Source organism: Collinsella sp. LCP19S3_B7, assembly GCF_052121795.1.
In the GTDB taxonomy this organism is placed as follows: domain Bacteria; phylum Actinomycetota; class Coriobacteriia; order Coriobacteriales; family Coriobacteriaceae; genus Collinsella.
This window is the reverse complement of sequence record NZ_JBQKDO010000011.1, coordinates 19,405-39,535: the sequence shown is the minus strand read 5'-3', so window position 1 is coordinate 39,535 and position 20,131 is coordinate 19,405. Positions and strand designations below refer to the sequence as shown.

Below are 20,131 nucleotides of genomic sequence, written 5' to 3'. Positions count from 1 at the left end.
TATCGGGTCGTTAGCTCAGTTGGTAGAGCAGGGGACTCTTAATCCCAAGGTCCAGGGTTCGACCCCCTGACGGCCCACCACACGATATCTCCTCTAAAGTCCGCTACTACGGACTTTAGCTTTGGGTCGTTAGCTCAGTTGGTAGAGCAGGGGACTCTTAATCCCAAGGTCCAGGGTTCGACCCCCTGACGGCCCACCAAAGCATGTTAAAGCGACTGGCTTAGGCTGGTCGCTTTTTTGTTGACCTCGCATGGGGTCGAACCCGAAAGGGCGCGGAGCTGAGGAAATGCGTGAGCATTTACCAGCGCAGCGCGCAAGGCGCGAAGCGCCGCAGCGGCCGCCTGCGCAGCAGGCTGACCCCCTGACGGCCACCAAAGCACGTTAAGACGGTCAGCGAAAGTTGGCCGTCTTTTTTGTTGACCTCGCATGGGGTCGAACCCGAAAGGGCACAGACGCTTTACAAGTCGAGCCTGCCCTGGGGGTCGGTGAATCCGTCTGTGCCCCCCTTGAGTTTTTTCTCGTCTGCTTTCACGCGACGTTCGAGCTTCTTTGTATCCTCGGCAGGCGGTAGATTCTCGGGGACAATTCCACGGTCGATGAGGCTGCCACGTACGCTTGTGTTATTCTCGACGTGCTCTTGCTTGATCTGGTCCAGACCGTACAGGTTGTGTTCCTCGGCGTTGAAGGCCATCATCGAGTTCGTAAGGTCCTTTGCTTTGATGAGGACATCGGCTAATCTGTCCGCCAATGCCGCGCTCTTGGGTACACCGAGCTGCTGCTTCATTTCCGCCGTGCTTCTGCCGCCGAATAACGCTTCATCGCCCTTCGACTTGATGATCGCGAATCCTTTGGAGTCCACGCCGCGTTTGAACGCAATACCCGAGAGCTGTTTCTCTGAATCGGATAGCGAGTGGCGCGCCTGCAAGTGCTGAATCTCTGCGAAGCGCTGTTCTATGAGCTCTTGGCGGCGCGTCTGCACGGCAAAGTATGCCTGGGCGAGCGCGATCTCTGGCTTGTTTGAATCTCCGTTCTGGGCGATTAAATAGCATGCATAGCGAGTAAGTTTGTAGTCTTTAACCGCGCGAGCGGCGACACCGGCTGTTACCATTTTCGTGGTATCACGAAAATGGGAATCAACTGGAGTTTTGTTTGTTTCGCACGAGACTTTTGCCCTCTTAACAACTTCGGCGAAGTTCTCCTATCGAGTGTACCCCATGGGTTCCATTAAATCGCGTGCGAGCCAATACTCAACGCCGTCTTCCACATTGGCGTAGCTATCAAGTTTGACACGCCACTTCTCGATATCACGACTGTCCATATCTCCTCCCCGCTGGTCTATTGTCTGTGCGGGCTTTGCCTGCTCTGTATTCAGAATAAGGATACGCTGCCGTGCGGACACGAATGGGCCCCGTGCCACCTCGAGCTCACGGGGCCCATAGATATCGATTGGTTGTGTTCTGCTTTAGATGAGTGTCCAGTTTAGTCCGCTCGATAGTGCGATCCGAGGCTTTCGGTTCGCTTGCGCATGGCTTTGACCATTTCCTGTGCTAGTTGAATCTGCGATTGCAGGCGGGCGAGGGCTGCGATTTCGCTGTCCTGAGCTTTCTGTGTGCTCAAGGTCGTTGCCTTCGTCTTCAAGCCCTCAAGCTCGTGTAGTGCCTTGGATAGGCCCCCTTCGGTGCGGTTGATCATGCAATAGGTACTCATCGTGTGCTTAAGGCCGCGGGTCAGGCGCTCGGCGTCTGTTGTGGCAATGCCATGCTGGGGGAGGGCGACATCCGCCTTTGGGGCCATCTCAGGTGCATTCTGTGCTGCTTGGGCTGCCGAGGCGCCCGCGATGCGCCCAAACACGATGCCGTTGGCGCTTGACAGGCCACCAATGCGATCGGCCCCGTGCATGCCGCCTGTCGCCTCGCCGCAGGCGTAGAGGCTCTCAACGCCCGTGTACGCGGTCTTGTCGATTTTGATGCCGCCATTGGCGGCGTGGGCATACATCGCCACACGCATCTCGTCGGTCGGCGCGATGCCGTGCTCGTCTTGTAGCCAGGTGGCAAAGGTCTGCACAAACTCGGGGACGTCCTCGCGGGGGAAATCGTAGTGGAGCGCCAGACCTTCGGCACCCGCTTGATCGATGACAAGATCGATGGCGCGGGAGGTCAAGCGCGAGGTGAAGGGACCATATCCGGAGCGTTGCTCAAGTAGATCGTCCAGCTTGTCGTCGGCGATATCGACCGGCTGGTCTACATGTACGTAGCGCCAGGTCTTCTCGTTAAAGACAAGGTTGCGCTTGGGCTCGATGAAGCCCGGCATCATCTGCATGAACTCTATATTAGTGAGCGTTGCGCCGTGTGCCAGCGCGATGGCCTGCGAGGAGCTGAGCACGTCGGCGGAAGTGAGGCTTCGCTCGAACAGGCCACCCGTGCCGCCCGCAGCGATGATGGTGGCCTTGGCTGCCATAGGTACGAGATGCTTGTTTGTGCGGTCGTAGAGTACGGCGCCGATAATCTTTCCGGTCGTGTCCTCAACAAGGTCTATGAGCTCGTGGCGGGGGAGCAGGCGAATGCCGAGAGACTCGATCTGGGCCGTACACGCGTCCTCAAGGGGCTTGCGGGTGAGGCCGCGCCAATTGCGTGCCTTATGGTCGAAGCAGGGGATAAATTGCTTTTGCTGGGCGCTCTCAGCGCTTTGCGGACGCTGGAGCTCAACACCTAGATCCTGCTCGAGCCATTGGATGGCCTGGGGAATACCGTGGACGAACGTCTGGACGAGCGTAGGGTCGGCGACGCCGCCGCCGACGGCTTGGATGGTGTCGATGAGGTCCTGTTCGTCGTCTTCGTCGATGGGGCCAATAAGGCCAAGGCCCCAGGTGCCCGGGAAGAAGCTCGATCCGCTCATGGTCTTGCCGGCGCTTGCGACGGCAACGGTCGCGCCCGTGCGCGCCGCTTCTATGGCGGCACAAAGGCCCGCAATGCCAGATCCTATTACCAGTACATCAGTCGATTCCATCGGATTCCTTTCTCGTCCGGCGCATTTTCGCATGGGTGATCGGCAATGAGGCCGAAAAGACTCGGCAAATCGGTAAAGGGCAAATATGGCAGATGGGCGTTATGGACGCTCTGACGCTCCATCTCATCACATCTCGTATTTCGTCCCAACTGATATATCGGCATTAGCAACCCTGCGGCAGTGCAAACAAAAAGAGCCGCTACCCGGGTGGATAGCGGCTCCGAAGCTCAACTATATGAGCATCGCGCGGGCGCGATTAGGCCTTGAGGGCCTCCTCGACGGCGACAGCGCAGGCGACGGTGGCACCGACCATGGGGTTGTTGCCCATGCCGATGAGACCCATCATGTCGACGTGCGCAGGCACGGAGGAAGAACCGGCGAACTGGGCGTCGGAGTGCATACGGCCCATGGTGTCGGTCATGCCGTAAGAGGCAGGGCCGGCGCCCATGTTGTCCGGGTGCAGGGTACGGCCAGTGCCGCCACCAGAGGCGACGGAGAAGTACTTCTTGCCAGCCTCGATGCGCTCCTTCTTGTAGGTGCCAGCGACGGGGTGCTGGAAGCGCGTGGGGTTGGTGGAGTTACCGGTGATCGAGATGTCGACGTTCTCGTGCCACATGATGGCAACGCCCTCGCGGACGTCGTCGGAGCCGTAGCAGTTAACGGCAGCACGGGGGCCATCGGAGTAGGGGATGGTCTCGACAACCTTGAGCTCGCCCGTGTAGTAGTCGAACTGGGTCTTCACGTAGGTGAAGCCGTTGATGCGGGCGATGATCTGGGCGGCGTCCTTGCCCAGGCCGTTGAGGATAACGCGCAGCGGCTTCTTACGAGCCTTGTTGGCGTTCAGAGCCAGGCCGATAGCGCCCTCAGCGGCAGCGAAGGACTCGTGGCCGGCCAGGAAGGCGAAGCACTCGGTGTCGTCGGAGAGCAGCATAGCGCCCAGGTTGCCGTGGCCCAGACCGACCTTGCGGTCCTCGGCGACGGAGCCGGGAACGGTGAAGGCCTGGATGCCCTCGCCGATGATGGCGGCAGCCTCAGAAGCGTTCTTGGCGCCACGCTTGACAGCGAGAGCGCAGCCGAGGGTGTAGGCCCACTCGGCGTTCTGGAAGGCGATGGACTGGGTGTTGTTGACGATCTCACGCGGGTTGAAGCCCTTGTCGGTGCAGATCTGCAGAGCTTCCTCGAGGGAGGCGATGCCGTTGTCGGCGAGGCACTTGTTGATCTTGTCAGCGCGGCGCTCGTAACCTTCGAACGTAACAGTCATAGTTATTTCCCTCCCTTTCTACTCGTGAACCGGGAACACGCTGGCGACGGAGTGAGTCTCCTCGTCGGTGCGCGGGTCGATGTACTTGGCGGCGTTCTCCCACTGACCATAGTGGCCCATGGCGCCAGCGATGGCCTCCTCGGGGGTCTTGCCGGCCTTGACGGCGTCGGTGAACTTGCCGAGGTTCAGGAACTCGAACGCGATGATCTCGTTCTTGTCGTTGAGAGCCATGCGGGTGACGTAGCCCTGAGCGAGCTCGAGGTAACGAGCGCCCTTGGCCTTGGTGCCGAACATGGTGCCGACCTGAGAGCGAAGGCCCTTGCCGAGGTCGTCGAGGGAGGCGCCCACGGGCAGGCCGCCCTCGGAGAACGCGGTCTGGCTGCGGCCGTAAACGATCTGCAGGAAGATCTCGCGCATAGCAACGTTGATGGCGTCGCAGACGAGGTCGGTGTTGAGGGCCTCGAGGATGGTCTTGCCGGGAAGGATCTCGGAAGCCATGGCAGCAGAGTGGGTCATGCCCGAGCAGCCGATGGTCTCAACGAGGGCCTCCTCGATGATGCCGTCCTTGACGTTCAGCGTGAGCTTGCAGGCGCCCTGCTGAGGTGCGCACCAACCCACACCGTGCGTAAGACCGGAGATGTCGGAAATCTCCTTAGCCTGGACCCACTTGCCCTCCTCGGGGATGGGTGCGGGGCCGTGGTATGCACCCTTGGCAACGGGGCACATGTTCTCCACTTCCTGTGAGTACTGCATGCCTCTCCTCTCTATCGTATTGGCGTCCCGTCTGGAGGTCGTGGCTGGTGATTGCCGGGCGACCCTTCGAAAGGGACATGACATGCAACCCCTATAATACCGCGAAATGCACGGAATATTCGGCGAACGGCGCAGTTTTCGTAACGAGAAGCGCGGAACTTTCAATTGAAACGATTTAACAAGCTTGGTTGCGGTTATGCGATACGTTTTAGGGGGTCAGTTCTGGTCAAGTTATTGGTTAGTTCTTGCCCCTGTTGCGGTGTCTAGCCTGTGGTTATGATGCCATTCGCCGTTGGTTTGCCGCCTTTTACCGTCGACGGGTGCCATTTTGCGTGAATGTTTTGATGGCACGTTTCAATCGTGATGTATTGGACGGTAAGCAGATCCCGGCGAAGGGAGCGCCATGCAGCGTGTTTGGAAAACGATCACCGGTTTTTACCATGTCTGTGCCCGCGGTATGGGCAGTCAGCGGATCTTTGAGAGCGACGAGGACCGGTGGGAGTTTTTGGAGCTGATGCGCGACTGCTGCCGCGATGCCCAGGTAACGATTGTGGCGTGGTGCCTCATGGGCGACCATGTTGATCTGGTACTTTTGGATTATGAGGACAACATGAGTGCAGCCATGCAACGCCTGCTGTTGACGTATGCTCGTCGGTTCAATAAGCGTACCGGGCGTTCGGGCTGCCTGTTTCGGGAACGTTTTGAGCGCTGTTCGCTCGATACCGACCGGCAGGTGATGGAGGCTGTTCGCTCCGTTCACGCCGATCCGCAGGATGCGGGCATCAACCTAATTGAGCGTTATCCCTGGAGCAGCTTTGCGGAGCATCTGCGCGTTTACGACGGTGACGAGGCAGATGCTACGAGGGTATTTTCCGATCCTTCTTGCGTGCTTGAGCTTTTTGGTTCGGCTAAGGCCTTTATTGCCTATTCGCTTTCGACGTCCGACGGCGGCGATCCGGCGATGCGCGATTTGGTAGAGATGGAGTTGGAGCGGCGCATCTTTGCCGACGAGTTGGCGAAGGGATTCGGGGTTGCGCTCCAGAGGGTTAAAGCGGCGCCGCCGGCGCAGCGCAATATCGTTATTCTTGGCTTGCACGATGCTGGTTTTACGGTGCGCCAGATTGAGCGGTATACGGGGATAAGCAAAAGTACCGCTTCTCGTATTGTGCGTGCCCGTGCTCGAACGGCGGTGCTGACTGATGACGGCCTGGGATAGGGCTGTCTGCCCACTGGGACCATCATTCTAAATGCTTGGACGTTAGCTACACTTCTAAAAATGCATAGAATGATTGTCGTCTTGCATAAAACAATAGCTCAGTCCGGTTTTGCCTGTGCCTACCCCCGTCCACGCCGTGCAAAAAGCGGAGTTTTCAGCATCGTAGTGCTGTCGGAACTGCTATAACCTTGCAACTTGCGGGCCCCGAGACAATTATTTGTCTGCCAATACGCCCCGAAGCACGCGTTTGCGTCCCCGTAGACCGTAATGCCTGTTCTAAAACGCAATATATACGCGCCCGAAGGCGCTAATTGATGCTCGTGATTTGTATGCACATAGCTTGGCGTGCTGAAAACTCGCAAAAATGCACGCCGCACCCTATGGGACCCGTCTGCGGCAGGCAGGAGGCGAGCCGGAGCCTAGTAGGACGGTGCCTGGCGCTTTGCTCGGCGTGCCCCGTGGCCCTGTGGCAAGCCTTTGGTACTGTGAAAAACGCTTGTGTTTGCGGTTGGCCGTGCGATAAATGACAGATTGGGTGCCGGAAGCGTGGCTGCGCGTGCGCTCGTTATGAAAAAGCCGAGCCGCCCGTATCGGGCGGCTCGGCAATCAAAAACCTTGGATTCGGGGCATCCGTTACTGGTTAGCCTGACCCTCGAGCATGCCGTCGAGAGTTCGCCATGCGAGCTCAGCGCATTTGACGCGGGCGGGCATGTGCGAGATGTCCTGGAGCTGAGCGGCCTCGTCTAAGTCTTCCAAGTCTTCCTCGGAGAGCTCCTCGCCACGGATCATGGCGAGGAAAAGCCCTGCCAGACGACGAGCCTCCTCGACCGTTTCGCCCGTGATGAGGTCGGCCATGATGTCGGCGCTGGCCTGGCTGATGGCGCAGCCGTGCCCGGTAAAGGAAGCCTCCTCGATTACATCGTTCTCGACACGCAGCTGCAGGGTGAGCTCATCGCCGCAGCTGGGGTTGATGCCGTCGTGTTCGTGCGTGGGGGCATCCATCTCGTACTTGTAGTCGGGGTGCGAGTTGTGCTCCATAAACGTGGTGGAGGTGTACAGATTACCCATTGAACGTGCTCCAAACGTGATACAGGCCGGCGATGAACTTATCGATATCGGCCTTGTCGTTGTAGAAGGCCACGCTGGCGCGGCAGCAGGCAAGGTTCTCGACGCCCAGCCAGGTGAGTAGCGGCTGCGCACAGTGGTGACCGGCACGGATGCAGACGCCGTCCATGTCCATGATGCTCGCGACGTCGTGAGGGTGGACGCCCTTGACGTTAAAGCTCACGACCCCGTGGTGGTTGTCCCAATAGATGGATCCGATGATCTGGACAAAGTCGAGCTGCATGAGCTCGCCCATCAGGTAGTGGACGAGTGCCTGCTCTCGTGCCTGGATGTTTTCGTAGCCCACCGTATTGACCAGGTAATCAAGCGCCGCGCCCGTGGCGAAGATGCCGGCGGCGTCCTGCGTGCCGGCCTCGAACTTCTCGGGGACGGGCGCCCAGACGGCGTCCTGCTCGGTGACCGAATCGATCATCTCGCCACCGGTAAGCATGGGCGGCATGGCGTTGAGCAGATCCATCTTGCCCCACAGCACGCCGATGCCCATGGGGCCCATGGCCTTGTGCGCGCTAAAGGCAAAGAAGTCGGCGCCCAGATCGGCCACGTTGACCGGCATGTGCGGCAGCGACTGCGCGCCGTCGACGACCAGATAGCCGCCGTACTTGTGCACGAGCTTACCGAGATTCTTAACCGGGTTCTCGACGCCCAGCACGTTAGAGACCTGACCCACGGCCAAGATTTTGGTCTTGGGGCCCACCTTGGATAGAACCTCCTCGGTCGTGAGCTGACCGGTCTTGGTGGGGTAGAGATAGACGAGCTTGGCGCCGGTCTCGCGGCAGACCTGCTGCCACGGAATCAGGTTGGAGTGGTGCTCCATGATGGTGATGACGACCTCGTCACCGGGTTCGAGCACCGTGGGCGCAAAGCTCTTGGCGACCAGGTTGAGCGACTCGCTCGTGTTGCGGGTGAAGACGATCTCGTTGGCCTGGGAGGCGCCGATGAGATCGGCGATCTGCTGGCGCACCTTCGCGATGGCATCGGTGGCCTCGACGGACAGCGAGTACAGGCCGCGCAGGGGGTTGGCGTTCATACGCTGGTAGAAGTCACGCTCGGCGTCGAGCACGCAGGCGGGGCGCTGCGCGGTGGCGGCGCTATCGAGGAAGGCGATCTCGGGGTGCTGTTGGAACAGCGGGAACTGCGCCTTGTAGGGGTTGGTCTCGATGTCGACGGTAGGCCAGCCGCGCGATGCCTCGTCGCTGGCGTCGAACTCCATGGGCTCGGGGGCAGTACAGGTATCGCATTTAACGTGCTCGGTGTCGATCATGCGAGCTCCTCCTCAAAGTTATCGATCAGGTTGTTGCCCAGGCGGACGACGGCGGCGCGGGTGCGCTCGTCGGTCGCGGAAAGTGCGGCGTCCTCCAGCTTGGCACGGATGAACAGGTCCTCGGCGGCATTTTGGTCAAGGCCGCGGCAGGCGAGGTAGAACAGCTGCTCGTCGCGGACGTGGCCGATGGTGGCGCCGTGGTTGCCGGCGACGTCGTCCTCGTCGCAGAGGATGACGGGAACGGTCTTGTTGTCGACGCCCTTGTTGGCCAAGAGCACCGTCTCGCGCTCGGTGCCGACGGCACCCTTGCAGCCGTGCACGAGGTCGATGGTGCCGCGGTAGACCTTCTTGGACGTGCCGGTCAGTACACCGTTGGCGTCGATCTCGCACTCGGTCTTGCGACCGCGGTGGCGCAGCTCGTAGTTAAAGTCGCGCACTTGTTTGCGAGCACCCAGGTAATCGGTGTCAATCGTCACCTTGGCGGTGTCGCCCAGCAGGTCGCCGGCAAGGCCGGTGGCGCTGGCGCCAGCACCCAGTACGGTGTGCTGCACGTTGACGCGCGTGCCCTCGTCCAGGAACAGGCCGGTGTCGTCGAGCGCGATCCAGCTGTCGTCGAGCGTCTGCGTACAGGCAACGTTGACGGTGGCGTACTCGTGGGCACACACACGCAGCACGGAGCTCACGACGCCCTCGCCGGTAACGGGGGAGTCCAGGGCGATCTGCAGGTCGAGCGTTGCCTGCGGGCGGGCGACGACATCGATGGCGGCAATCGCAGCCGCGGCGTCGACGCCGCTCACGCGCACGGTAACCGTGGCGTGCTGGTATGCGGGCACGTCGATGACGATACGCTTGGTGGCGTGGCCGGCCAGGTAGGCGTAGGCAGCCTCGCCCATGCCGGTCTCGAAGGCCTCGGCGGGGGAGAACTCCTCCTCGAGCTTGATGGCACCGGCCTGGTAGACAGAGGTGGCGGGCACGTCGAGCTCGGTCTCGGGCGTGATGCGGGCGCGGTCGGCGGCGTCGCCGGGGGCTGAGGCGCGGCGCTCGGGGAAGCGCTCGGCCATGGCCTCCATGGCGGCGTCGAAGGCGTCGGCCGCACCATGGATCTGCTCGTCCAGGCCTTCGACCTCAACGGCCTCGGCGGGAGCGGCGGCAAGTTCGTCCGAAAGCTCGAGCTTGGTCTGGTTCATCTTGAGCCAACCCCATGTGGCGGCCGGCATCGCATTGACGCCCCCGATCTCCTGCAGCACGCCGTCTCGGGGCTCCGACCCTCCTCGCGTACCTTTAGTACGCGTCGTCGGGCTCGTCGCTCCCGATACGTCGCACTGCAGAAGCTCGGATGACGTAAATGCGTTCGGCGTGTTGGTGGTCTGTTTCATTATCCGATCGCTCCTTCCATCTCGAGCTTGATCAGGTTGTTCATCTCGACGGCGTACTCCAGCGGCAGCTCCTTGGAGACCGGGTTGGCAAAGCCGTTGACGATCATGGTGCGGGCCTCTTCCTCCGAGATGCCGCGGCTCATCAGATAGAACACCTTGTCGTCGCCAATGCGGCCGATGGTGGCCTCGTGGCCGATGTCGACGTTCTTGGCGCGGATGTCCATGGCGGGGATGGTATCGGAGCGGCTCTGGTCGTCGAGCATCAGCGACTGGCAGCTCACGGTTGCCTTGGAGCCCTCGGCCTTGGGCGTGGCCACGATGGAGCTGCGGAAGGTCTGGATGCCGCCGCTCTTGGAGATGCCCTTGGTCTCGACGGTCGCCGAGGTCTCGGGCGCGTTGAGCACGACTTTGCAGCCGGTATCGAGGTTCTGGCCGGCGCCGGCAAAGGTGATGCCGGTAAAGCTCGAGCGGGCGCGGCGGCCGTTGAGCACGCTCATGGGGTAGAGGTAGCCCACGTGGCTGCCGAAGGAGCCGCTGATCCACTCGATGTCGCCGTCCTCATCCACGCGCGCACGCTTGGTGTTGAGGTTGTACATGTTCTTGGACCAGTTCTCGATGGTCGAGTAGCGCAGGTGTGCGCGCTTGCCCACAAAGAGCTCCACAGCACCGGCGTGGAGGTTGGCCACGTTGTACTTGGGTGCGGAGCAACCTTCAATGAAGTGCAGGTCGGCATCGTCCTCGACGATGATGAGCGTGTGCTCAAACTGGCCGGCGCCCTTGGCGTTGAGGCGGAAGTAGCTCTGCAGCGGAAAATCGAGCTTGGTGCCCTTGGGCACGTAGACAAACGAGCCGCCCGACCACACGGCGCCGTGCAGGGCCGCAAACTTGTGGTCGGTGGGCGGGATGAGCGTCATAAACTTCTCGTGGATGAGCGGCTCCCACTGCGGGTCGTGCAGGGCCTCCTCGATGCCGGAGTAGACGATGCCCATCTTGGACGCGGTGTCCTGCATGTTGTGGTAGACGAGCTCGGAGTCGTACTGCGCGCCGACGCCCGCCAGGTAGCTGCGCTCGGCCTCGGGGATGCCCAGGCGCTCAAAGGTGTTCTTGATGTCGTCGGGCACCGACTCCCAGTCGTGCTTTTGGTCGGTGTTGGGCTTGACGTAGGTGACGATGTTGTCCATGTCCAGACCCTCGATGGAGGGGCCCCACGTCGGGTCGGGAAAACGGTTGAAGATCTCGAGGGACTTGAGGCGCAGGTCGAGCATCCACTGCGGCTCGTCCTTTTTGGCGCTGATCTCGCGCACGATGTCGGGCGTGATGCCGGCGTCGAGGCGCTCGAATCCCTCCTCGCCATAGGTGAAGTCGTAGAGGCTGCGGTCGATGTCCGCGACCTCGGTGCGGTTCTTGGTCATTGCGTCGCCCCTTTACGCCTGCTGCTCGGCAGCGACGGCCTCGGCCTGGGCGCGCTGCTCGGCGGCCTCGCGCTCGAAGGCCTCAAAGCCGTTCTTGTCGATCCAGGGGATCAGCGAGGCGTCGTCCTCGCGCACGATGTGGCCCTTGACCATAACGTGGACGCGGTCGACATCCAGGTGCTCCAGGATGCGCGTGTTGTGCGTGATGATGAGCATGGAACCGTCGCAGCTCTTGCGGTAGGCGTCCATGCCGTGGCTGACGGTGGACAGGGCGTCGACGTCCAGGCCGGAGTCGGTCTCGTCCAGGATGGCGAGTTTGGGCTGCAGCAGCAGGAGCTGGAGCATCTCGACCTTCTTTTTCTCGCCGCCCGAGAAGCCTACGCCCAGCTCGCGGTTGAGGTAAGCGGTATCCATGTTGAGCTCGGCCGCGAGCTCCTTGACGCGACGGCGGAATTCCTTGCCCTTCATCTCCAGGCCTGGGCGGCCGGCGATGCTGGCGCGCAAAAAGCTCGACAGCGGCACCCCCGGGATCTCGACCGGGGCCTGGAAGCTCAGGAACAGGCCGGCGTGCGAACGCTTGTCGGTGGTGAGCTCGGTGATGTCCTGGCCGTCAAAGACGATGCGGCCGTTCTGCACGGTATAGACGGGGTCGCCCATGACCAGGTGGCCGAGGGTGGACTTGCCGGCGCCGTTGGGCCCCATCAGCACATGGGTCTCGCCGGCGGCGACGTTGAGGTTGACGTTGTGGAGGATGGTCTTCTCGTCCACGGAGGCGGTCAGACCTTCGATGGAAAGCAGCGGATTTGCGCTCATGCTGTCCCTCTCTGTTTATGGTGTACTCATAGGTGTACTAAACCCTAGGAATCTTCTCGGAATAAAGTTACTATGGGTTCGGCGTTAGTCAAGGGAAAACCCGACTAATCCACTCGACTTTTCAGATGTGGGACATAATAGTCGGGATTGTCTGTCCCACACGCTTGGCATCTGGGGCAAACTCTGCTGATGATTTTTTCTCAAGCGCACCGGGAGGGTAGGTATGCTCATTTCTTCTAAGGGCCGCTATGCCCTCCGTTTGATGATTTATATCGCGGCGCTCGGTGACGCCGAGGGCAAAATCGCCCTGCGCGAGATTGCCGACCGCGAGCATATTTCGCAAAAGTATTTGGAGCAGCTGGTCCGTCCGCTTATGAAGGCGGGCCTGCTCAAGAGTGTGCGCGGCAAGGGCGGCGGCTACATGATGGCCGTGGACCCGGCCGAGGTGCGAGCCGGCGATATACTGCGCGCCGTCGAGGGCAGCACGGCGCCCGTCGCATGCGATGGCATCGATAACAACTGCACTCGCAGCGATCTGTGCTCTACTGTGAAGTTCTGGCGCGGTCTGGACGACGTGATTGAAAAGTACGTCGACGGCGTGACATTGGCCGACTTGGCGGCCGTGCCCGAGATTAACTTCGATATCAAGCTGTAACTCGAGCGCAATTCCTCAAGATTTCGCGGAGGGCGTTACCGTCTGTCGAGTTGTTATTGTACGACATCGGTCTTGCTGCGATACTTAAATCTATCTTTGCAAACTGCACTTTAACTACACCAATGCAAGGAGGATCTTATGCAGCCCAAGCATTCTGCGATTGTTGCCGGATTGACGCTGGCTCTTTCGTTTGGCGCCGTTGCCGCGCCCGCGCCCGCTGCTGCGGATGAGCCCACGCCGGGCGTTGCCTCGGATGCCACCGATATCGATAAGGGCCTTTATACCCAGCAGTCTTTCTCGGGCGTGCTGAGGTCGGTCCAAGGCGTCTCGTTTGTCAATGTGACCAGCGAGATGAAGTACTTTACCAAGTATGAGAGCCACGGCAACTATAACCAGGGCTTTTCGTACGGCGATGGTTACAACGCTCTCGGTTACTACCAGTTTGACCGACGCTGGTCGCTCGTCCCGTTTATGAAGCAGGTCTATAACTACAATCCTGCCAAGTACGGCATGCTTAAGTCTGCAATTGACCGCGGAGGCGATATCTCCAACGCAAGCAACCCCATGCATTCGAACGGTCAGCTGACGGATCTGGGCCGCATTGCACAGGAGGCCTTCCAGGGCGCCTATAACGCCGATCCGGCTGAGTTCTCGGCGCTGCAAGATTCATATGCATACAACTCCTATTACGCGGTGACCGAGGCCTGGCTCAAGAGCGCGCTTGGTATTGATATCTCTGGCCGCGCCGATTGCGTCAAGGGTATGGTGTGGAGCATCACCAACATGTGCGGCACCTATGGCTGCCAGGACTTTTTCCGCTGGGCAAATCTTACAAACGATATGACCGACCGTGAATTTGTGACGGCGCTTTCCAGCAGCGTGGTCAATAACGTTGCCCGTAAGTACTCGAGCCAGCCGCAATATCACGAGGGCTGGAAGAACCGTTACAAGAACGAGCTTAAGGATTGTCTGGTCTATATTATCGAGGACGAGGCCGCGGCGACGCCGCCGGTCGAGCCTGAGCCTGAGCCTGAGCCCGAGCCCGTGACTCAGGCGCCCGCCGCTCCCGTTGCTCCCTCTGGGTCTAGTGCCGATACCAATGGTGCTGACAAGGATACCGTCGATGCTCCTTCGAACGATGCCGGAGCAAGCGATGGAAATGGCGATGTCGGTTCGGCCGGCAGCGCGGGGTCTGCCTCGCCTTCGAATTCCGCAGATGCTGCGGCAGGGTCTGGTTCTCCCGCCGGCGGATCGACTGCCGGCTCGAGCGACTCGTCGACGAATGACAAACCCTCTGCGAGCGAACAGCTTGGCTCCATGTTTGGCTCCTCGCTGATGTCTGGCATCAACAACGGCTCGTCTTCCAAGAAGGATGGCTCCGACCAGGGCGCTACGGAAAAGACCGAGGAAGCTAAGGACGATTCGAAGGACGAGGGTTCTAAGGAGTCCGATTCCGACCAAGGCGCGGAATCAGACGGTGCGGAATCGAAGGATCCCCGCCTTGGTAAGGATGGCAAGCACGCGGACGACAATGGGTCCAAGGGCCTGGCTGATGATGGCGCCGACCAGAACCAGGGTAAGACCAAGGTTGTGACTGCCTCAGCCACGACGACTGAGTCCTCTAAGGGCAGCATGCCCAAGACGGGTGACTTGATTTTGATGGCGAGCCTTGCCAGCGCGAGCTTGGCCACATTGGGCGCTACGTCTATTGTGAGCGGTAAGCATAAACTTGATCAGCAAAACAAAGACGCTGCGGAGAAAGACGCCCAAAAGTAGGCTCTCAGCGAGCGTTTTGCCTTAGCGATTCAAATAGGGGCCCGATGCGATAGCACTGGGCCCCTATTTGTTGCGAATCGTTTTGTTATGCCCCCCTTATGGAGTCATTTCTACCGTTACCCGAATCATTTGTTGAACAATAAAATTGTTACCAAGATGGTCGCTAAAATGGCATCGTTATTCTAAAAGGGGAGATAAAACGGTGTCTGAACAGGCAATGTATGATATTGATAACACCTTTGACGTAAAGTTGCTCAATCCCGGCGGAAATGCTGTTCTGCCGATTGATATTCATGATTTTGCCGACGCCGCCGATCATTGTGTTTTAGTTGATAAGACCATGTTTATTGCCGATATCTTAGATTGCGAATCGACTGTGGCGCTCTGTTGTCGGCCTCATGGTTTTGGCAAGAGTATGAACCTCTCCATGCTCAAATGTTATCTGGAGCGTCCTGTGCCCGGCTCGTCGAGCGTGAATCTGTTCATCGGTAGCCAAATATGGGACGCAGAAGATGGCGTCTATCGTGATGAGTATGCACGCTATCCGGTCATTGCTTTGGATTTTTCCACTTCCTCCTATCGAGGCGCCGATTTCGAGGCCGCCTTGCGCGATGCCGTCGCTCGTGAGTGCGCTCGTCTGTTGCCGCTGCTGGACGTTCCCGATTTAGCGCGCGGCGACGTGCGCCATATCGAGCGCGTAGCGCGCGGTGTTGCCGGTTCTGATGAAATCGATTCGGCTCTTGGCGTGTTAATCGAGCTCCTCCGTATGGCATGTGATGAACAGGTTGTGCTGCTGGTTGATGGGTATGACGCGGCGTTTTCGAATCGTATGCAGGTGCAGGCCGCCTATGGCTCGTGCTTTGTCGAGTTGCTTGACCGCCTGCTCTTTGACGTCATTGTCTCCTCGATCGATTCTTTGCGGCTGGTTTGCTTGATGGGGGAGCGACCCAGCCCCGCACAGGCGGCATTTGCGCATCGCAACTGCCCGTATTGTTTGGCTTCGCCCTTGTCGAGCTGGTGCGATTGCTGGTTTGGTTTTTCGGATGCCGAAAACAGGGCGCTGCTAGATTGCGCTGGTCAGAGCGACAGACTGGCTTGCGCGCGCGAATGGTTCGAAGGCTACCGGTTTGGCGGGTTCTATTGTTCGAACCCGGCTCGTGTGGTTGAGTTCTTGGCTCGGGGCTGCCTGCCGCCAACGCGCTTTGATGTATGTTGCTATGCCGATTGTCTGAACGAGACTGTGGGCGCCTGGGATTTGAGATGGCTTGCGGCAATGTTTGATTTGCTTGATCCGTATGGCTGTGTTGAGGCGCCGCTGTGCATAGACGCCGTGAAGCCTGATGCCGGGACAGCGGAAGGCATTTGGACCGATTTGTATCTGAGTGGACTCCTGACGACAGATGCGACCGATCACCAGACGGACGGCAGTCTGCCCCGCGCCCTGCGCCTTCCCAATAACGAGCTCCGGCATGCGCTGCGTCTTGTGATTATCGAATGGTTCGAGTGCGCTGCCGAGAGTGCCGAGGCTATCGATGATTTCCAAGAGGGTCTTTGCCGCGGAGACGAGCATGCAGTTAGGCGAGCTTTGGGCGTAATTATTAATGATTTGGGCGTCGATGGAGACGAGTCGGATTTGCTGCTGGCTTTTCGTTTGGCACTGCAGGGTCTTTGTTTTGGGTTGCCTGGGTATGCCGACCCCGTTACAAAACGAGCGCACGGTTCGGAGTTTGGGGGTTTCCAAGTATTTCCAACCGCCAATACCTTTGATGCGGTAAATACACTTGGCATATTGGATAGCCGCCCGCTTATCTCGGTCAGCATGCTGTACGACCCCGATGTCGATGCGTTGGGCCTAGAGCTTCTGTCGGTACAGGCATTGCTCGATATCGAGCGGAGCGGTCTCGACGACATTCGCGTGCCACGTCCTGCTGTGGGCCGCATGCGCTGGGGGTTTGGCTTTGATGGGCAACGAGTTGCCGTCGCATGTCAGAGGTTATAGGAGGGCCGGCTTTACTCGGCTTCCTTCATGGGCGGCATGGGCTTCCAGTTGGGGTCGCGTACGATCTTGCGGGCATCCTTCATGCCACGGCGCAGTGCCGGAATGCCGGTCTTAAAGCACTTGTCGACAGCGGCAAGGCGGATAAACTCCTTGCAGAAGGTCGCCACATTGCCCAAACGGAACAAAATGGGGTGGTAATCACCGTAGATCTGCATGTAGCGGGCCAAGTAGCCGCGGTTACGCATGATGTAGTAGCGATTGGTGTCACTGGTGGAATTGAGCTGACGCTTACCGGCGATATCCCAGTTGGAGACGGCGCGGGCGCGCTTAAGCACCACATCGGCGACTACGACGGCAGGGAAGTGTTGGCTGGCGACATAGCCATAGCAGGCATCGTCGCCATAGATAAAGAAACGAGCGTCGGGCAGGCCGATCTTGTCGACAACACGGCGTGAGAACAGGCCGCCCTCAAAGCACAACTGGTTCATGGCGCGATAGCCCTCGGGGCCCAGGTCCCACTTAGCGATGGGGTTGGGGATGCCAAGCGAAAGGATGAGCTGGTACTGCCAAAAGAAGGCGCCGCCGTCAAAGTCCAGGCGCGAACCCTGGATGACGTCGTAGCGGTCGGTCCACTTGGCCAGGCGTTCGATGCCCTCCGGGATGACGAGCACGTCGTCGTCCATCACCCAAAACCATTGGGCGCCCAGATCGTAGGCGCACTTGGTGCCGGCGGAAAATCCGCCCGCACCGCCGCCGTTTTTGAGCTGCGGCGCGTAGATGACACGGTCGGTGCCACCCTGCGCGTCGGGCTGATCGGTGTCGACGCCCCACAGGTTGGCCAGGCGCTCGTTGAACGCCGCGCACATGGCCTTGGTCTCGCGCGAATTCTCGTTGTCGACGATTACGATACGCCACGGCGCGGCCGTGAGCTCGGTCATGGAGTCGAACAGGTTGGCCAGAAGTTCCTGGCGCTTGTACGTGACGACGACGATGGCGAGCTTGTCGATGGGGGCGGGGAGGGTAGAAGTCATGGGGAATATATCCTTTCACGCGCGGCGGGCGAGCGCTGCGCGGAAGCTATCGAATGCGTCCGCTGGACGGCACCTATTGTAAAGGGTCGCTGCGCCATGTTGGCAAGGTTTGAATAAAACGCAGGAACCTGCCATGGGCGTGGCGGCTTTAGCGTCTGACGGCAGCGTGTCTATTGCCGCTTGAGCCGGCGAGCGATAAGGCTTCTAGCTGCATCGATGATGAGAATCGTCAGCGCAAAGACGATGCTAATGACAGTACCCGTGACGATACATATAGCTGCCGGGCTGTTTTGGCTGACCAGTATGTTTGCGAGCAACGTATTGAAGATTGGACGCCACAGGCTACTGGTGAGCGACTGCATCACATAGAAACCGAGCGTGGCGGTCGATAGGGTGACGATGACATTCGCGGCGCGAGGATTACTCGATTTATTGTCGCGGGTTGCCGCAAAGAGCAAGGAGGCGGCAGCGAGGGCAAACGAGACGACCGAGGTCGACTTATAGGAAAGCATTGCCATTGCCGACAGATTACCGGTTGCGGAGAGTGCGGCTTCCAGGGCGATCGTGATGATCAAAACTGCTGCAAGCAATCGTTTGGCGACGGTGCGCGCTTTGCGCGGAGTTGTCGTCCCGGTATAGTCGCGGAGCAGCCCTCCCATCAAAAAGGCGACGACGTAGGTGACGGCGCTCATGATCTTCTGCAGCCAAGAAAACTCAGCGCTGCTTGCCGAGTATTGCGTCGCCAGATGGCCATTGACAATAAAAACGAGGACGCCGACGGCGACAACTGCTGCTGTGTGGCTTTTCTTGCCGAGTTGGTTTTTAGCCAGCGCAAACAACGGCGCCATGCAGACCGTGGCGGCATAGACCCAGATAAACTCAAGCCCCAGCGTGTACCAATAGTGCGTGTGAAAGGAGACATCGGGAATGGGGGAGACGGCTGTGGACCATGCGAGTGCCGCGAGGCAATAAAACGCGGTGGGCAAGATGACTTTGCCAAGGCGCTGCGTCGTCCGCTGAAGTTGCGACGTCCATGTGGCCCCGTCGCTCCAGGCGCGAGCAGCCGAAGTAATAAGGAAGTAGCCCGAGATCATAAAGAAGACCTCGTTGGCCCAGCAGCCAAGCAGGTTGATGAACCCCAAGATGCCTGAATAAGGTAAGACCGTGAGTGGCGCGTATTCCGGCAAGCCGACGCAGATGGCTTGAAAGGTCCACTGAAAGGTATGGAATATCGCGATGCCAGCAACCGCGATTAAGCGCAGCGCTTCGATGGAGGTATTTCTGCTTGCTTTGCTGCCCATCAGATTATTTTCCAGCGCGTGCGTTGTATGAGCTAAAGTGCGATGTGATCATTTTTAGAGTTTGCTTGGGCCCCTTGTTCCATACGTTATACAAGCCCTCGCCCACGAGGTCCTTGGCGTATGCGCAGTAGCTGATTTTAGGGTTGGCGATGCCCATATACTCGGAATAGAGCTTTTTGGCCGCGGGCGTAACGCGAGGATTGGCAAATACCAGCTCTTGTGGCATGCGTTCGAACATCTTGTGGATCGCCCGCTCGATTTCGGGGTGCCCCTCAATTCCGGTGTGCTCGATCATGATGCCCATATAAGTGAAGCCGCGTGTGATTTGCGGTGTCCAGACGGCGGAGTCGGCGATGCCGAGCCGCTCAAGAATATCGACCATATCGTTCCAGCGATTAAACGGCATCAAGGGGTCACGCTTGGCCAGAGCGGCCGCCTTTTCGGGTGTTTCCTCGCGGTAGCAGTAATACGACTTGGGCCAGTAAGCGATCGCCTTTGCCTGGCATAGCGTTTCGACAAGGAATGGATTATCGGCCCAGCCCGCACCGGGGATTTCCTTAAACCAGATATTGTTTTGCAACAGGAAGTCGCGACGATAGATTGCCGACCAAATGGACGGATGATGGGCCAGCAGGTGTGGAGCGTCGTGAATGGTGAACGGTTGCCGAGGCGGTTTAATGCGACCGCGATATGCGCAATGTAGTTTGACCTCTTGGGGGGTATCGGGGTTGCGAATGATCCAATACGGGGTCTCAATAATATCGAGCTTGTTCGGATCGCCAAATTCGCGCTTGGCAAAGGCAAGCATGTCGGAGTACATTCCGGGCTCGATCCAGTCATCGGGCTCGAGGATGGCAATCCAGTCACCCTTTGCCTCGCGAATGCCCAGATTGCAGGTTGCGCCGTAACCCTGGTTTGCCTTATCGATTACTCGAACGCGCGAGTCGCGCGCAGCGAAATCTTGCATAATGGCGAGCGAGTTGTCGGTGGATCCGTCGTTGATTGCGAGGATTTCCAGCTCAATTTTCTTTTCGTTTAATAGGCTGCCTATAGCCTGAGAAAGATACGGCTCGGCATTGTAAGTAGGCACGATTACGGTCAGCATTCAAACACTTTCTCTAGGCGATTTGGAAGAATTATACCTAA

15 protein-coding genes, 2 tRNA genes and 1 pseudogene are annotated in these 20,131 nt (G+C 59.1%); 6 read left to right on the top strand and 12 right to left on the bottom strand.

Going from position 1 to position 20,131, the window contains the following annotated elements; genetic code table 11:
- The first annotated feature begins 4 nt into the window (after positions 1-4).
- Positions 5-80, top strand: a tRNA-Lys gene (locus ACTQW0_RS06035).
- Positions 81-123: 43 nt separating this feature from the next.
- Positions 124-199, top strand: a tRNA-Lys gene (locus ACTQW0_RS06030).
- Between the two features lie 258 nt (positions 200-457).
- On the opposite strand, the pseudogene dinD reads toward ACTQW0_RS06030, so the two are convergent.
- The 4 genes and pseudogenes from dinD to ACTQW0_RS06010 form a co-directional block, all read right to left on the bottom strand.
- A pseudogene (gene dinD / locus ACTQW0_RS06025) lies at positions 458-1,186 on the bottom strand (DNA damage-inducible protein D); the annotation flags it as partial.
- A gap of 293 nt (positions 1,187-1,479) precedes the next feature.
- On the bottom strand, positions 1,480-3,006 hold the full coding sequence (locus ACTQW0_RS06020) for an FAD-dependent oxidoreductase (RefSeq protein ID WP_441567346.1): 1,527 nt from the start codon (positions 3,004-3,006) through the stop codon (positions 1,480-1,482).
- Between the two features lie 256 nt (positions 3,007-3,262).
- The gene (locus tag ACTQW0_RS06015; RefSeq protein WP_154518278.1) at positions 3,263-4,267 is read right to left on the bottom strand and encodes a GGGtGRT protein; all 1,005 of its coding nucleotides are present in this window, start codon (positions 4,265-4,267) and stop codon (positions 3,263-3,265) included.
- An 18-nt stretch (positions 4,268-4,285) separates the two neighbouring features.
- A complete protein-coding gene (locus ACTQW0_RS06010) occupies positions 4,286-5,020 on the bottom strand; it encodes an iron-sulfur cluster assembly scaffold protein (protein WP_006235554.1) in 735 nt (244 codons plus the stop codon).
- A 403-nt stretch (positions 5,021-5,423) separates the two neighbouring features.
- Here ACTQW0_RS06010 and ACTQW0_RS06005 point away from each other — a divergent pair, with 403 nt between their 5' ends.
- Complete coding sequence (locus ACTQW0_RS06005) at positions 5,424-6,236, top strand: transposase (RefSeq protein ID WP_441567344.1); 813 nt, start codon at positions 5,424-5,426, stop codon at positions 6,234-6,236.
- 633 nt (positions 6,237-6,869) lie between these two features.
- On the opposite strand, the gene sufU is transcribed toward ACTQW0_RS06005, so the two are convergent.
- Genes sufU through sufC form a run of 5 tightly spaced genes read right to left on the bottom strand, consistent with a single transcriptional unit; the run spans position 6,870 to position 12,223 of the window.
- Positions 6,870-7,304 carry a Fe-S cluster assembly sulfur transfer protein SufU gene (sufU, locus tag ACTQW0_RS06000; protein WP_427718807.1) on the bottom strand — a complete coding sequence of 145 codons (435 nt, stop codon included), beginning with the start codon at positions 7,302-7,304 and terminating at the stop codon, positions 6,870-6,872.
- Positions 7,297-8,622, bottom strand: coding sequence for an aminotransferase class V-fold PLP-dependent enzyme (locus ACTQW0_RS05995; protein WP_441567342.1), 1,326 nt, complete (start codon positions 8,620-8,622; stop codon positions 7,297-7,299). Before ACTQW0_RS05995 ends, sufU begins: the two co-directional genes overlap by 8 nt.
- A complete protein-coding gene (locus tag ACTQW0_RS05990; RefSeq protein WP_441567340.1) occupies positions 8,619-9,998 on the bottom strand; it encodes a SufB/SufD family protein in 1,380 nt (459 codons plus the stop codon). Before ACTQW0_RS05990 ends, ACTQW0_RS05995 begins: the two co-directional genes overlap by 4 nt.
- Complete coding sequence (gene sufB / locus ACTQW0_RS05985) at positions 9,998-11,410, bottom strand: Fe-S cluster assembly protein SufB (RefSeq protein WP_022094821.1); 1,413 nt, start codon at positions 11,408-11,410, stop codon at positions 9,998-10,000. Before sufB ends, ACTQW0_RS05990 begins: the two co-directional genes overlap by 1 nt.
- A 12-nt stretch (positions 11,411-11,422) precedes the next feature.
- Complete coding sequence (gene sufC / locus ACTQW0_RS05980) at positions 11,423-12,223, bottom strand: Fe-S cluster assembly ATPase SufC (protein ID WP_441567338.1); 801 nt, start codon at positions 12,221-12,223, stop codon at positions 11,423-11,425.
- Positions 12,224-12,446: 223 nt separating this feature from the next.
- Here sufC and ACTQW0_RS05975 point away from each other — a divergent pair, with 223 nt between their 5' ends.
- The 3 genes from ACTQW0_RS05975 to ACTQW0_RS05965 all read left to right on the top strand — a co-directional run bounded on the left by ACTQW0_RS05975 (position 12,447) and on the right by ACTQW0_RS05965 (position 16,653).
- Positions 12,447-12,878 (top strand): RrF2 family transcriptional regulator, encoded by a 432-nt coding sequence (locus ACTQW0_RS05975; protein ID WP_154518293.1) that lies wholly within the window; start codon positions 12,447-12,449, stop codon positions 12,876-12,878.
- Between the two features lie 138 nt (positions 12,879-13,016).
- Positions 13,017-14,654 (top strand): hypothetical protein, encoded by a 1,638-nt coding sequence (locus tag ACTQW0_RS05970; protein ID WP_441567336.1) that lies wholly within the window; start codon positions 13,017-13,019, stop codon positions 14,652-14,654.
- Positions 14,655-14,856: 202 nt separating this feature from the next.
- The gene (locus ACTQW0_RS05965) at positions 14,857-16,653 is read left to right on the top strand and encodes an AAA family ATPase (RefSeq protein WP_441567334.1); all 1,797 of its coding nucleotides are present in this window, start codon (positions 14,857-14,859) and stop codon (positions 16,651-16,653) included.
- 11 nt (positions 16,654-16,664) lie between these two features.
- Here ACTQW0_RS05965 and ACTQW0_RS05960 read toward each other — a convergent pair whose 3' ends face one another.
- The 3 genes from ACTQW0_RS05960 to ACTQW0_RS05950 all read right to left on the bottom strand — a co-directional run bounded on the left by ACTQW0_RS05960 (position 16,665) and on the right by ACTQW0_RS05950 (position 20,090).
- Positions 16,665-17,684, bottom strand: coding sequence for a glycosyltransferase (locus ACTQW0_RS05960; RefSeq protein ID WP_441567332.1), 1,020 nt, complete (start codon positions 17,682-17,684; stop codon positions 16,665-16,667).
- A gap of 170 nt (positions 17,685-17,854) precedes the next feature.
- Positions 17,855-18,985, bottom strand: coding sequence for an acyltransferase family protein (locus tag ACTQW0_RS05955; protein WP_441567330.1), 1,131 nt, complete (start codon positions 18,983-18,985; stop codon positions 17,855-17,857).
- A gap of 4 nt (positions 18,986-18,989) precedes the next feature.
- Positions 18,990-20,090, bottom strand: coding sequence for a glycosyltransferase family 2 protein (locus ACTQW0_RS05950; protein ID WP_441567328.1), 1,101 nt, complete (start codon positions 20,088-20,090; stop codon positions 18,990-18,992).
- Between the last annotated feature and the right edge of the window lie 41 nt (positions 20,091-20,131).